The organism is Blautia hansenii (genome assembly GCF_013304445.1).
GTDB lineage: Bacteria > Bacillota > Clostridia > Lachnospirales > Lachnospiraceae > Blautia.
Window position 1 is genome coordinate 1 of sequence record NZ_JAAITA010000008.1, and the last position, 13842, is coordinate 13842.

12 protein-coding genes are annotated in these 13842 nt (G+C 42.8%); all 12 read right to left on the reverse strand.

Annotation, left to right across the window (positions count from 1 at the left end):
• Positions 1-41 precede the first annotated feature (41 nt).
• On the reverse strand, positions 42-1001 hold the full coding sequence (locus G5A70_RS07720; protein ID WP_173749089.1) for a response regulator: 960 nt from the start codon (positions 999-1001) through the stop codon (positions 42-44).
• Positions 979-2784, reverse strand: a complete 1806-nt coding sequence (locus tag G5A70_RS07725; protein WP_173749090.1) for a sensor histidine kinase — start codon at positions 2782-2784, stop codon at positions 979-981. The genes G5A70_RS07720 and G5A70_RS07725 overlap by 23 nt, the downstream gene beginning before the upstream one ends.
• A gap of 59 nt (positions 2785-2843) precedes the next feature.
• On the reverse strand, positions 2844-3254 hold the full coding sequence (locus G5A70_RS07730) for a TIGR04076 family protein (protein ID WP_173749091.1): 411 nt from the start codon (positions 3252-3254) through the stop codon (positions 2844-2846).
• Positions 3255-3282: 28 nt separating this feature from the next.
• Entirely contained in the window at positions 3283-3729 is a 447-nt protein-coding gene (locus tag G5A70_RS07735; RefSeq protein ID WP_173749092.1) for a GNAT family N-acetyltransferase, read from the reverse strand.
• A gap of 305 nt (positions 3730-4034) precedes the next feature.
• Positions 4035-4802 (reverse strand): LysR family transcriptional regulator, encoded by a 768-nt coding sequence (locus G5A70_RS07740; RefSeq protein ID WP_173749093.1) that lies wholly within the window; start codon positions 4800-4802, stop codon positions 4035-4037.
• The gene (locus G5A70_RS07745) at positions 4799-6511 is read right to left on the reverse strand and encodes an extracellular solute-binding protein (protein ID WP_173749094.1); all 1713 of its coding nucleotides are present in this window, start codon (positions 6509-6511) and stop codon (positions 4799-4801) included. The genes G5A70_RS07740 and G5A70_RS07745 overlap by 4 nt, the downstream gene beginning before the upstream one ends.
• The gene (locus G5A70_RS07750) at positions 6504-8204 is read right to left on the reverse strand and encodes a sensor histidine kinase (protein ID WP_173749095.1); all 1701 of its coding nucleotides are present in this window, start codon (positions 8202-8204) and stop codon (positions 6504-6506) included. The genes G5A70_RS07745 and G5A70_RS07750 overlap by 8 nt, the downstream gene beginning before the upstream one ends.
• Complete coding sequence (locus tag G5A70_RS07755; protein WP_173749096.1) at positions 8179-9708, reverse strand: response regulator transcription factor; 1530 nt, start codon at positions 9706-9708, stop codon at positions 8179-8181. The genes G5A70_RS07750 and G5A70_RS07755 overlap by 26 nt, the downstream gene beginning before the upstream one ends.
• A 114-nt stretch (positions 9709-9822) precedes the next feature.
• Positions 9823-10665, reverse strand: a complete 843-nt coding sequence (locus G5A70_RS07760; RefSeq protein WP_173749097.1) for a carbohydrate ABC transporter permease — start codon at positions 10663-10665, stop codon at positions 9823-9825.
• Entirely contained in the window at positions 10665-11507 is an 843-nt protein-coding gene (locus G5A70_RS07765) for a carbohydrate ABC transporter permease (protein ID WP_173749098.1), read from the reverse strand. The genes G5A70_RS07760 and G5A70_RS07765 overlap by 1 nt, the downstream gene beginning before the upstream one ends.
• Positions 11508-11536: 29 nt before the next feature.
• Positions 11537-12919, reverse strand: coding sequence for an ABC transporter substrate-binding protein (locus G5A70_RS07770; RefSeq protein WP_173749099.1), 1383 nt, complete (start codon positions 12917-12919; stop codon positions 11537-11539).
• 147 nt (positions 12920-13066) lie between these two features.
• A complete protein-coding gene (locus G5A70_RS07775) occupies positions 13067-13810 on the reverse strand; it encodes a DeoR/GlpR family DNA-binding transcription regulator (protein ID WP_173749100.1) in 744 nt (247 codons plus the stop codon).
• Positions 13811-13842: the final 32 nt, after the last annotated feature.

Consider the following 13842-nt stretch of genomic DNA (forward strand, 5'->3'; position numbering starts at 1 on the left):
TTACCATACATTATCCTCAAAATATATAGTAGAGATTTAATTTATTCTATACTAGCCTTATTAATAATCTTTCCACCAGCTTCTGTTTTTTCTTCTGAATAATACAGAATATTTTTATCCACTTGAAATACATGAAAGCTTCTGGCCAGAATAGCAGTCCGGAAAGATTCAGAAATGTCTTTCACCGAACTTACTGTATCCCCCACATAACTCCGAACCTGAATAGGCAAATCCTGGCTAATGTTCCCGAGAAAACTCCTTAAATATTCCTCTTCTTCCATTCCAAACTCATGAGCAATGCTTACGTCATATAAGAACCCAATATCCAGCCATTCCTTACGCCCTACAATATCCATAAACACCAAATCTTCTTTTTCTGTCCCCAGATAAGCTTTGCAATTCTGATACACTGCTTTTTGATAAGTCCTCATTTTCTGAAATTCCAGACTGTGTTCCTCATCTTCTAACTCCATGTGAATATACCGAATCCGGTCAGAAAAAGAGAGTTTTTTATTCACATAAACCAATGCCTCCTCATCTCCACGGCCCAACAGTAATGCCTGAATATATCTTACAAAATAGGCTCGGCCCATTTTTTTCTGCTCTATTTCTTTTCGTTTCTGTTTTTTATATAAAGTGCTCACTTTCTCCAAAAGCGAATATAGCTGTTGTCTCTGGATAGGTTTTAAAATATAGTCTGTACATTTATACTTAATAGCCTGCTGTGCATAAGCAAAATCTCCATACCCACTTAAAATAACAAAAAATGCCTCTGAAATTTCTTCCTCCCGGATTCTTTTCAAAAGCGTAATTCCATCCATAACCGGCATCTTAATATCAGACAAAATCAAATCCACCTGAGTATCCTGCAAAAAATCAATTGCATCCTGTCCATTATAAACAGTACCTGCAATTTCATATCCACAGCTTTCCCAGTCAATTAACATGGAAAGTCCTTGTGCAATATATTGCTCATCCTCAACAATCAGAACTTTTAGCATCTTTCTCTGCCTCCCTATTTAGAAATTGCACCGGAACGGAAATGGTCACTATGGTTCCCACATTTTCTTCACTTTCCAGCGTAAATTTTACATTTCCATCTGTAAACATTTTTAATCTGAGACATGCATTCACTACGCCCACTCTTCCGCTTTGCTTCAGCATTTCAATACTTGCATGTTCCATCCTGTCTCTGAGTGTGGAGAGGTATGCCTCTGAAATTCCACTTCCTGTATCTTCGATTTCCATATATAAATACTCTTGTTTTGTAAATACTTTTACAAAAATCCAACAATGCGCCGCCTTATCTTCAATTCCGTGGACACAGGCATTTTCTACAAACGTTACCAACGATAGTTTGGGAATCTTATATCCGCTGCATTCCTGCTGAATTTCAATAGAATAAGACAAACGGCTTCCAAATCGGTATTTTTGCAATTTTAAATACGATTCCACAAACTGACTTTCCTCTTGAATTGTCAGTAAATCGGTTCCCCACTCTACATACTGGCGCTCCATAATAGAAAGCTGCTCAATCATCTCTGCTGTTTCGTATTCCTGTTTTAATACACTTCTCATTCTTATATTTTCTAACACATTGAAAAGAAAATGAGGATTAATTTGACCATGAAGAGCTAAAAGTTCTGCCTTCTGTCTGGCAATATTAATTTCCTGCTGTTTCAAACGGCTTTTATATACGGTTTCTATAAGGTGATTATTTTCCTGCACCATACTGTTATAATTACGCATAAGAAATGCAATTTCATCTGTACCCTGAATCCCCTGAATTTCTTCTAATTTTCCTTGATTCCTATAGCTCAGGGTTTTGTTTAAAAATTCCAACCTGTCTGTAAAGGTTCTTCTAAGAGGCCGTAGCATAGCATAAGGTATAAGTATATTTAAAGAAATCAAAAGAGCAATCGCCGGCCAATGTCTATAAATCCCACGGAAAAAACTATCCTCCTGGGGTACTGCATAAATCTCTAATTCTTGTCCAAACAGAGAAAATTCTTCCACATACTCTTCTTTTCTACGGACATCTGTGATTTTCTCAAAATCCTGCTGTGTGTTCATATCGTAACGATTAGAGAAAATAATCTTCTCACCATCACATACATATACCTCATCCTCATAATTTGACTGCACCAGATTTTCATTGATTCCTACATAGTCCAGGTCAATTTTAAGCAATTTCTCATACGGATCTCGTTTATAGCGGTTCAGTTTTCGTACAAAAGAAACCTTCCGAATAGACGCAAACTTTGTAATTTGAGAATTGTCATAGTAAAAATACATCTGCATTTCCTGCTGCGACTGTGTAAATTCCTGATACCAAGATTCATTCGTAATGCTTTCCATTTTCCAGAACTTCCCTCCGTTTACTACAGTCGGATTATCTGTATACATAGTAATCACAACATTGCTGGTTCCCAGGGAACTTTCAAACAAAGAATCTTTTAAAAGTTCCTGGTATTGATTATAATAATCCAGCCCTGATGAAAATTCTTGATTCAGGAATTCGTTAATATATTTATTGAAATATATGTTTTCAGATAAGGCTGCTGCCTTATCTGCATCACCGCTTAACATATATTCCACGGATTTCACCATATTTTTCAGTCTGGTTTTTCTCCCCTCTTCTTCATCATGAATAAACATCCCGCAAATAACGGTGTCTGTAACAACTAGGGGAATCATTATACAATAGAAATAGAGGAGAAAAATCTTTTTCTTTATTTTTATGTTATTTAAGTACACATCTAATTTCTCTATTATCTTTTTCATCAAAACCCTTCTTTTTTATCTCAGTTAGGACATACAAAAACTCCTGCGTTTATTATTTCTCACCCCGTATAAGCCTCTTCCACAGTATTTTTAAAGTTTTGTTTTTCAAGCCACGCGCTCTCTTCCTCTGTTTCAGGAATATCAATTCTTTCAATTTTGAAAATAACCGGTCTGGTGCCATCATTACAGCAGGCAATCATCATTCGCTCATCGTTTGTCCATTTATGCATGATTGAACCACCCTGCAAAGCTGTGTACACATATCTGCTGATGGCATCCCATGCCTCGCCACAGAATTTCCCATTCATCAAATGATAAAAATCATCACGTTCACTGGTTCTTTTTAAGACAAAGGTATCTCCCTCTTTAAAGCAGGGACACGGGCCTGACCGGGGATTCGCCAGATATTTTTCCTGGTAATCTGTAAATACTTTTGTCTCTAATACTGTTATTTTACATTCATGCTGCATCTATAAGTACCTCCGTAAATTGAAAATTTTATCTCTTCTCCATAACAAAATTTGTAAGGAAAATCCCCTGTCTCTCTACCTGCTGCTCACGAACCACCTGAAAACCTCTTTTCTCGAAAAAAGGTTTTGCTGTAATCGAAGCATGGGTAACAATTTTTCCTGAAACGGCCTGCTCCAACTCCCGGCAAAGAGCCGCAGCAATCCCTTTTCTCTGATAGTCTGCGTGGACATATAAGTGGTCAAGATATCCCGTTTCATCGATATCTCCAAAACCTGTCTGAACTCCATTTCCCTCTGCAACCACGCTGTAATGCTCTTGAAATCTCTGATTCCATTCTTCTAAGTTTACCTGTCCTGTAGCCCATACGTCTAACTGTTCTTTTGTATAATCTTTCGCATTGATTGTGTGAACCGTATGATAGAATAACTCTGTCAGTTCTTTGCAGTCAGAGGGCTGATATTTCCGAATCACCATTTTCTTTTTCCTGCCATAATCTAACTTTTATCACTTGTTCGTGTATTGTATTATTGTTCTGATTATACCACACAGCCGCAGGATTTTGTAGCTATTCTTTCCGCAAATCGGCCACAATGACATCGCAGGATTCTTCGTTTTCGACGCATAAAGAAACCGCCGCCAATCCCGGCGGCAGTTCCTTTTAAGAAGTATATTATTTGTGAATTCCTCTTTATCCTATCATAGCCTTCCCTTTTTGATAAGCAACAAAGGGTTGTACCCCCTAAACAAATTCGTGATACCCCTTCTGCAAATTCCTGCGGCTATCGTATCAGTTTCTTCTCAGCTATCATTTTCAGCCAGCGCATGACATGATTGTGAAAGAGCAAAATATCAGGATTTGGCACACTTCCTTTCCGGGTGAGCATATAAGTAGACCAGAAATACTCCCCGTCTGAAAAGGGCAGCATGACTAAGGAATCCTGTTTCATGTCCTCAAAAATAAAATCTACGGTTACGGAAATCCCCTTGTTTTGCTGCACCATCTTATGGCACAGGCTGAAACCGCTGGTTTCAAACACAAGGTTCGGTTCAAACCCCGCCTCCCGGCATTTGTCCACAATCAGATGATGAATACTGAATTCCGGGCTTTCAAGATACAGACGCTCTCCCTTTAAATCCGCAATGCTCACAGATTCCTTTTTTGCAAGAGCATGCTCACGGTTTACCAGCAGCTTAATCTCAAACTTTTCCATAAAAGTAGCATCCATATATCCGGTGCTGGAATCTCCCACCGTAAACGCCACATTGCCCTCTCCCTGCAGGAAGCGCTGCTCAATGCAGCGGATTTCACTGCAGATATGATGGTAAGGTACAAGAAAATCTTCCAGATGTTCATACAGATATTCCCCGGATTTTGTCAGTGTAATACCGGAAGAAGTTCGATTTAAAAGCGTGGCCTCCAGTTCATTTTCAATATTTTTAATAATCTTGCTCAGTCCCTGGGGCGTCATATACAGGGCATGGGCTGCTTTGGTAATGCTTTTCTGCTGACACACCATTTTGTAGTATTCCAATTCCCGAATATTCATGATTCCTTTTCCTCCTTTACTGCCGTTCTGGCCTTCTGGGTAATCTCTTTTCCTCCTGCCGCATACCACTCTTTCACGAAAGTATCAAAATAGCCCACCGGTTTTTCTCCACATATAATCTGAATAAAAGTCTGCTGTTCCAGCTTCAGAAGGTCTTCCTCCGGTCCGGGATTTTCCCCTTGTAACGGCAGAGACTGAGCCGTTTCAAAACCGGAATCCGCCAAAAGCCCTACTGCTGTAATGCGTGAAGTATACGCCGCCCAGGCATTGGCTGTAGTCAGGCTGCCGTCCAGATAGGCTTTGCAGGTGGTGTAATAAGACTTTTCCAATCCGGACAACGCCTCCGGCTTTTTCTCTCCCTCAAGAGCTTCTCTGATATGCCTGGTGGTACGATACAAGGCATCTTTGTAATCCACATTGATATTCATGGGTCTTGCCGTAGGGTCTACGTTTAAGGAAAAATATTCGTTGACTTCATTTGCATTTCCATCATCATACCGGGAGTAATCAAAAATCACGCTGATATATTTTGCAGGAATCTCCGGATGTTCGTAGCCTTTTCGCACAGCTACATACAAAGTGTCATCATAAGTTTCGTATTCCTGCACCTGATTTTCGTCTTCCTCCGTGAGAAAATAAGGTTTCCACACGGCTTCCTTATCTCTGTCGTAGGACTGCATCAAAGGATTGTTAGGCGCCCACCACTTACCGAAAAAAGCGCCGCATTTTCCTTCGGCAATGAGTTCCGTCAGGTTGTCTTCTGTGCGCAGGAGAAACTTGCTGTCCAAAATTCCTTTTGTGTACAGACTGTTCATATAAGCCAGTGCACACTTGGTCTCTTCTGTAACAGAGCCATAGGTAATCTCTCCGCTCTCTCCTGCTATCCATTTCCTCGGCTTTGCGTGAAACATGGTGAAAATCCCATCTGCCGAATATTTGGCATTACTGCCGGTTACCAGCTGGGTGTTGCATGCCAGCCCGATGGTTTCCCCGTTTCCCGCCAGGTCTTTTTCTACAAATTTCCCAATACAGGCCATGGCGTCCTCCATGCTCTCCGGTTCCTGAAGTCCCAGCTTATCCAGCCAGTCTTTCCGCATCCATAACAACGTGGGACCATGGTCAATAACCGTGTCCGGAAAACCATACAAACGGCCTTCAAAGCGGGCAGAATCCAAAAGCCCATGGGAATAGCTTTCATACATTTCTTTGATTCTGGGAGTCGTACACGTCTCATACACAGCCGTCAGATCTTCAATCCGCCCTTCCCTGGCTAACTTCTGTAAGGTATCCCTGCCTTTTACCACCAGAATATCCGGCATGTTTTTGTCCTTAACTGCCATTTCCACAGCTTCCTCATACTGGCTGCCTTCCTCCAGTTCAAAAACATCTTCATTCTGAATATTCAGCATTTTTCTCAAATACCGGGTATAGCCATTGTCCTCATAGGTATCCCCTGCCGGAAGATTAGAATTATCCCGTCCCGAAATTTTTCCCAGGGTATAGTATACGGTTTCCGGATAATCCCCATAAGGTGTGTGTGCAGCTTCTTCCCAGGATTTCTCCCTATCTTTTTCTGAAATTTCTGTTTCTTTCCCCTCTGCCTTTTCCTTTTTTAAGGAATCTTTCCAAAAGAAAAAACTGAAAAATCCAAGACACAACACGCCTGCGCCAAGTATCAAAAATTCACGAATTTTTCTGTTTTTATTCATACGTATGCTCCTCCCGGTCTGCCGGAAACCGGATTTCTACTCGGGTTCCTTCTCCTTTTTTGCTGTAAATCTTCAGCCCGGATTCTTCTCCATAGAGCAGCCGGATTCTGTCATGGACATTGCGCATGCCATAGCCTTTGGACTGATACGTCAGCATGGACTCCGCCTGTTCTTCTTCCATTCCTGCACCATTGTCTTCCACAAAAAACACCAAATCTCCCCCTTCTAAAAGCGCAGAAATTTTCAGCTTTTTCTCTTCTTTTTCCGAAACATCCAATCCATGTTCAATGGCATTTTCCACAAGAGGCTGCAGAATCAATTTGGGCACAGAACAGCTTAAAATCTTTTCCTCTACCTGCTTTTCCACCTGAAAACTGTCGTCATGCATGACCAGCTGAATGTGTAGATACGCCTCAATATTCCGCAGTTCATTGGCCGCAATGGTCATCGTTTCCCCTTTGTTCAGACTGGTACGGTAATAAGTGGATAAGGCCAGCGTTACCTGGCTGATTTCATCATTTCCCGCTTCAATGGCCTTCCAATTAATAATAGACAGGGAGTTATAGAGAAAATGGGGATTTATCTGTGCCTGCAAAGCCTGCATTTCTGTTTTCTGCAGATGGATTTTTGCCTCATACACCTGGGAAATCAGTTTATTAATCTCGTTCATCATTCTCCGGAATGTACGGATAAGCACGCCGATTTCATCTTTGGAATCGCTGACCACCGTTACCTGCCGAAGTCCCAGGTTAATCTGGTTCATATTCTCTGTCAACTGCTCCAGCCGTGCCACCATACCTCTGGAAAAGAAATATCCCAGCAGGAAAATCAGTACCAGACATCCGGCCAGTACAGGTACATTTCCCCACATTAAATTTGCCACTGCAGCATCTATCACCTGTTGGGACTGATAAAAGCAAAAGTTCCAGCCTGTAGTCTCCGCCCTTGCTTCGGTACACACATAATGTTCCTTCAGATAAATCAGAGAGGTTTCTTTTTCCGGCGTCAATGACGGTTCCATATCACGGCCGGAAAAAATCACATTTCCCTCTTCGTCTGTAATCAGTCCGCCCTGGTTATTTTCCAGCACAGAGGCAAAGGGTTCTAAAAGTTTGTCATAATCCAGGGTAATGACTAACAGTGCATGGATTTCTTCCTGCTTATAAAACTTCCGCACTGCCAGAATTTCTTTTGGATTTCCCTGGCGCACAATCCACTGTATGGTATCCTGAGGATATATCTGTGCATACCACTGCTGGCTTTGGGCGGTGGACAAAGGAGCCAGCGTAGAACCATGTTCTACCTGAATATTGGAGGCATACAGCGTAATTCCCCGGATTTCCTCATGATAGAGCTGAGGCATCGTAAGAAGAGGGTCTGCTGTTTCCGTATACTCCAGATAAGCCTCATAATCAGACTCGTACTGTTTCTCCATAATTCTGCGTAAATCTGAGGAATAGGCCAGATAATGCAGCAGATTCCCATAAATCTCTGCCTTATTTTCAATGCTCTCCATGGACTGGTTTACCACCTGCTGCAGGGTATCTTTCTCCTTTTCCCGCATCATATCCACCGTGCGCAACAGCGTATAAGCACTGATAACAGCAGCCGGTATCAGGCTGCATAAAATCATAATTACAGTAAGTTTATAGCGGTATTTTAAATTTTTATATTTCTGCAGCAGCTTCCTCATCTTTTCCCAATCCCTTCCTGCATGCTTCCGGAGTCATGCCAAAATGCTCCCGGAAACTTCTGCAGAAATAGGAGTTATTGGAAAATCCCACCTCTCTGGCTATCTGAGAAATCTTCTTCGGGCTGTATTCCAGCAGTTCTCTGGCCTTGTCCATACGGTAGCCTTTGATAAACCGGTTCAGGTTCATACCTGTCTCCTGTTTAAAGATACTGCTTAAATATCCGGGAGACAGATATACCTTTTCTGCCAGCATATCAATGCTTAAATCTTCCTGATAATTCTCATAAATATAATTTTTCACCTTGGTGACTTCGCTGCGGGTTCCTTTTGTATTTTCTGCCAGAAATCCCTCCAAATCTCCCACTGCTTTCTCTGTAATATCCAGCACATCTTTTAAGTGACGGCAGCGGTAAAGACGGTCAATTTCCCGGCTTAGCTTTTTCTCATCCGGCAAATCCATCACTTCATAAATCCCCTTCACAATACTGGAAAAGAGAAATTTCACATACATTTCCGAATAGGATTTTTCCGGATGATAGACTTCCCGAAGGGTTCGAAAATGCTTCTTCAAGTGCAGCATATCTTTGTTATGAATGTCTTCCAGAATCTTTTTCAGAAGTTCTGAATCCTGCAAAGAAGAGATGTCCTGCTGCTCTTTTTCCTGTGCTTCTAAAGAGAATATATGCTTTCCGGGCTGGTAAAACTGTTCTTCCAAAAGCTGCTCCAGGCCTGCAAACACCTGAGGAAACTCCTGAAAATTCTGGATTTCTTTACTTACAGCAAAGCAGCACTGCGCTTCATAATTCTGCCAAAAAAACTGATACAGCTGCCTGCACAGCAATTCATAATCACTGGATTTTTCCCGGAAAAAGAAGAGAGATTCCCCTGCATTTAGATTCAGATAATAAAAATTCCGATGAATTTCCGCTTTTAATTTTTCCCGAAAAATCTCTTCCTCCACCTCAAAAAAGCTGCTGGAGGTTTCTGCCAGTACCATGTAATGATACGGCTCCCATTCTTCTGTATTCCACTGTCCCTCGCCCTCAATTTTCCCGGTATACAGATAATTCTGAAGAAAAAAACGCTGCAGATAATCCTGTTGTCTGGTCTGTATCATCTGTTCCTTTCTCTGTCCGTTAATTTCTCCCACTGCCTTTTGTATGGTTCGGGAAAATTCCCCCGGATCTACCGGTTTTAAAATATAGTCAGACACCCCGTAGCGAATGGCGCTCTGTGCATAGGAAAAATCGCTGTAGCCGCTGAACATAATCATTTTCATGGCCGGGTGTTTCTCAGACACCTGCCGGGCCAGTTCCAGCCCACTCATATAAGGCATTTTAATATCTGTCAGAAGAATATCCGCCTTTTGTTTTTCTAAAATTCCCAGAGCCTCTCTGCCGTTGGATGCCTCCAGTATCTGAAATTCTTCTGCTTCTCTTTTCAAAAGAAATTTCATTCCGTTTCTCTCTATCTTTTCATCATCTACAATCAAAATCGTGTACATGGTTCTTTCCTTCCTTTTCTTTTCGCTAACGGAAAATACAGACAGAACCGACACAGAAAGTTGCGTCAGTCCTGTCTGTTTTATTGTAACATGATTTCCATTTCTGTCAACGCGTCAGCCCTTTACGGCTCCTGCCACCACACCCTCAATAATGTATCTCTGACAGAACAGATAAAATACAATAATCGGGATAATGGAGAGTACCAGCACGCCCATCATAGCTCCCATATCAATAGAACCGTATCCGCCTTTTAAGTACTGAATGGCAATGGAAATGGTCTTATATTTCTTCGTATCCAGTACCAGCACCGGCAGCAGATAATCGTTCCAAATCCACATGGCATCCAGAATGGCTATGGTAATGCAGGTTGGCTTCATCACCGGAAGCACGACCCTGAAAAAGCATTGCAGAGGCGTACAGCCGTCAATCATACTGGCTTCTTCAATTTCCAGGGGAATGGACTTCACAAATCCCGTAAACATAAAGACAGCCAGCCCGGCTCCAAAGCCCAGATAAATCATCACCAGCCCCCAGGGATTGTCTAGTTTCAGCATATTGGCGATTTTGGACAACGTATACATTTCCATCTGGAAAGGCACAACCATGGCAAAAAGGCACAGCGTATAAATGATTTTTGTCCCCCGTGTCTTCACCCGACTGATATACCAGGCACACATGGAGCAGCACAGAATAATCAGCGCCACAGAACACACCGTAATGAGCACAGTCCAGCCAAAGGCCGGCAGAAATCCTGTTTTTTCCAGTCCTCTTACGTAGTTTTCCAGCCCCACAAACATCCTATCTCTGGGAATCCGGAAAGGATACCGACTGATATAGGCTTTTTTCTTAAAGGAGTTTATCACAACCAGCACAATGGGATACAGATACAAAACACTGACAATGGAGAAAAACAGGGTAAGAATCCAGCCATGTTTCGCTTTTCTTGCATGGTTCATTACTGCTGCACCTCCTTTTTCCGGCTGATTCTGTTCTGTACCAGCGCAATGACGGCAACCAGTACAAAGAATACAACGGCCTTGGCCTGACCCACGCCTTCATAGCCTGTTCTGCCATAGAAAGTTCTGTAAATATTCAGAGCCAGCAGTTCCGACATATTGGAAGGCGCGCCGTTGGTCAGCGCCAGGTTCTGATCAAAAAGCTTAAAGCCATTGGTCAGCGTCAGAAAGGTACAAATTGTTACAGAAGGCATGACCATGGGAATGGTTACATGGCGCAGAAGCTGTCTCTTGTTTGCCCCGTCGATTTTTGCCGCTTCTATGAGTTCTCCGGGAATATTCTGAATGCCCGAAATGTAAATAATCATCATATAGCCCACCTGCTGCCAGCACACCAGAATCACCAGACCCCAGAATCCATACACGGAAGAATAGGTCAAGGTCTTTCCATACTGTGCCAGAATACCGTTTAGCAAAAGCTGCCAGATATAGCCCAGGATAATGCCGCCAATAAGGTTTGGCATGAAAAATACGGTACGGAACAGGTTGGTTCCCCGAATCCCCTTCGTAAGCAGCATGGCCACAGTAAAGGCCAGTACATTAATGAGAATCACGGATACAACGGTAAACAGTACCGTGTACCACAGTGCATGTATAAATTCTTTATCATTGCATATTTTCAGGTAATTGCTGATACCCACCCATCTGGCGTCTGTGACTGTGGTAAACTTGCAGAAGGAAAGATAAATTCCCAGTGCAAAGGGTGCCACAAATCCCAGAACAAAGGCCAGCATGGTAGGCAGTACAAAAACCGGAAAATATTTTTTAATGGTTTTTTCCACGATTTCTTCCCCCTTTTTCTAAGAAGGGCTTATTCTGCATGGGCTGCAGCGTATTCAGAAGCCCAGCCGTCTACAAAGGCCGTCCGAACTGCGTCCCAGTCACCGGTTCCCTGTGCGTATTCCAGCATAGCGGAGCCCACTTTGTTTTTCCATTCTTCAGAAGGCATAGTGGTAAAGTTCCAGCTTACCGGAGTTTTGCCTGCTTTCGTGTATTCATCGTTGGCTTTTACCAGAGGATTTTCCGGCAGATATTCATCAAAAGTAGTAAACGGTGTGATGAATCCCATTTCGTTTGCCAGCATGTCTCTTCCTTCATCGCTTTCCACAACCCAGGTCAGGAAGTCCAGAGTAGCCTGAATATCTTCTTCGGACGCTTTTTTATTTACACACCAGTAGTTTTCAGAACCGGTGCAAAGTCCCTGATTTTCCTCACCTTCGGCACCGATGTAGATGGGCAGCATACCCATGTCTTCGTCTGCCACCTCCATATCTTTGATATCGTTGTAAGCCCAGGTTCCGTTCTGATAGAATACAGCTTCCCCAAGAGCAAATTCGGAAGAGGCGTCCTCACCTGTTTTAGAGGAAATCATAGACGGTTCACAGGTGGAATCTTTCAGATACATATCCCAGACATTTTTGAAATTGTCCAGATAGGTTCCCTTTATTGCTTCTGATGAGGTCACGCCTTCGTCCTTGTATTCATAGTATACCGGCAGATTTGCCAGATGCGTTTTGAATCTCCAGTCAGAGGAAGAATCCATACCTGCGGAGGTAAAGGCTCCCATAACTCCTAAATCCTCTTTATGCTTCTGAATACCATCTGCTACTTTTTTCAAGGCGTCGAAACTATTTAGTTCCTCTATGGATTTGATTTCTGCATCCGGCAGTTCAAAATATTTTTTTAACAGTGCCTTGTTGTAAATAATGCCATACGTTTCAATGACATAGGCAATACCCTGTACTGCGTCTCCGTCTTTCAATACATAGTCATCACTGCTGACGTCTTTGTAAATCTGGGAATCGGATAGGTCATAGCAGTAGTCTTTCCAGGAAGCCAGCCCCACCGGACCGTTTACCTGAAACAGAGTCGGGGGCTCGTCCTTTGCCATTTCGGACTTCAAGGTAGACTCGTAGGTTCCGGAAGCGGCTGTCTGGACTTCCACGTCCACCCCTGTCTCATCTGTATACTGCTCCGCCAGTTCTGTCCACTGGTCTGCCTGTTCCGGTTTAAAGTTCAGATAATACACCTTACCGTCTCCGCCCTTTTTCGCTGTATTGTTGTCTTTTTCCGAAGACTTGTCCTCGCTTTTGGTTTCGGAGCTCTGGTCTGTGCCGCTTCCTCCGCAGCCGGCCAGCATGGATGTCATCATAGCAGCTGTCAGCAGCATTGCAAATACTTTTTTAAATTTCATATGTTTTACCTCCCTTATTGTAAAGCTCTCTTTTGTTTGTCTATATTATATCTATTCCTCTTTTCAAAAAATATGATAAAAAACCCGGAAACATGTTCAATTTCCATGTTTTCGGGTTTTTGTGTTTTCTTTTATTGGAAGAACTGCTTATACAATAATCAGATTCTGATAATTTGCATAGGTTTCGTCCGGCATACAGTCTGTAATAATCTGAGCTGCATGGAACTCACCGAAGCTCACCGGGCTGACTTGGTGAAATTTCCTGCTGTCACACAGCACATAAGGCCGCTGGGTGTGTTTCATGGCACACTCTTTTATCATGGCCTCATTGATGTCCGGGGTCGTAAATCCGGCCATGGGATTGACTCCATTGGCGCCCCAGAAGCCTTTTGTAAAATTGTATTTTTTCAGATTGACATAGGCTTCATTTCCCACAATCGCCTCCGTGGCTGCTTTTAATTCTCCGCCGATTAATATCACCCGGAAGCCGTTCTCTGCCAGCATCAGCGCATGGGAAACAGCATTTGTAACAAACATGGCCGTGCGTTCCGTCAAATAGGGAATCATGTAGCCCGTGGTGGTTCCCGCATCCAGATAGATAAAATCATCCGGCTCAATCAAAGATGCCGCATAGCGGGCAATCCGCAGCTTTTCTTCTCTGCTCTGCTCTTTTCTGAGAGCCACTTCCTCTTCCCTGGTGTTGATTCTGGATTCTGTCTGCACCGCACCGCCGAAAACTTTAATCAGAGCTCCCTTTTTATGGAGTACATTCAAGTCTCTGCGAATCGTGGATTCCGATGCCCCAAAGACATCTTTTAATTCCTGTACGGTCACACTGCCTTTCTGCTCCAACATCCGCAGTATTTCTTCCTGTCTTGTTTCTGTCAGCATTTTCTTTTCCCTCTGGAATTTCCATTCCTTCC

Excerpts from the sequence above, each read along its gene's own strand:
- G5A70_RS07775 (WP_173749100.1), bottom strand. The coding sequence starts at position 13,810 with ATGCTGACAGAAACAAGACAGGAAGAAATACTGCGGATGTTGGAGCAG.
- G5A70_RS07720 (WP_173749089.1), bottom strand. The coding sequence starts at position 1,001 with ATGCTAAAAGTTCTGATTGTTGAGGATGAGCAATATATTGCACAAGGA.
- G5A70_RS07730 (WP_173749091.1), bottom strand. The coding sequence starts at position 3,254 with ATGCAGCATGAATGTAAAATAACAGTATTAGAGACAAAAGTATTTACA.
- G5A70_RS07750 (WP_173749095.1), bottom strand. The coding sequence starts at position 8,204 with ATGAGGAAGCTGCTGCAGAAATATAAAAATTTAAAATACCGCTATAAA.
- G5A70_RS07755 (WP_173749096.1), bottom strand. The coding sequence starts at position 9,708 with ATGTACACGATTTTGATTGTAGATGATGAAAAGATAGAGAGAAACGGA.
- G5A70_RS07735 (WP_173749092.1), bottom strand. The coding sequence starts at position 3,729 with ATGGTGATTCGGAAATATCAGCCCTCTGACTGCAAAGAACTGACAGAG.
- G5A70_RS07740 (WP_173749093.1), bottom strand. The coding sequence starts at position 4,802 with ATGAATATTCGGGAATTGGAATACTACAAAATGGTGTGTCAGCAGAAA.
- G5A70_RS07725 (WP_173749090.1), bottom strand. The coding sequence starts at position 2,784 with ATGAAAAAGATAATAGAGAAATTAGATGTGTACTTAAATAACATAAAA.
- G5A70_RS07760 (WP_173749097.1), bottom strand. The coding sequence starts at position 10,665 with ATGAACCATGCAAGAAAAGCGAAACATGGCTGGATTCTTACCCTGTTT.
- G5A70_RS07770 (WP_173749099.1), bottom strand. The coding sequence starts at position 12,919 with ATGAAATTTAAAAAAGTATTTGCAATGCTGCTGACAGCTGCTATGATG.
- G5A70_RS07745 (WP_173749094.1), bottom strand. The coding sequence starts at position 6,511 with ATGAATAAAAACAGAAAAATTCGTGAATTTTTGATACTTGGCGCAGGC.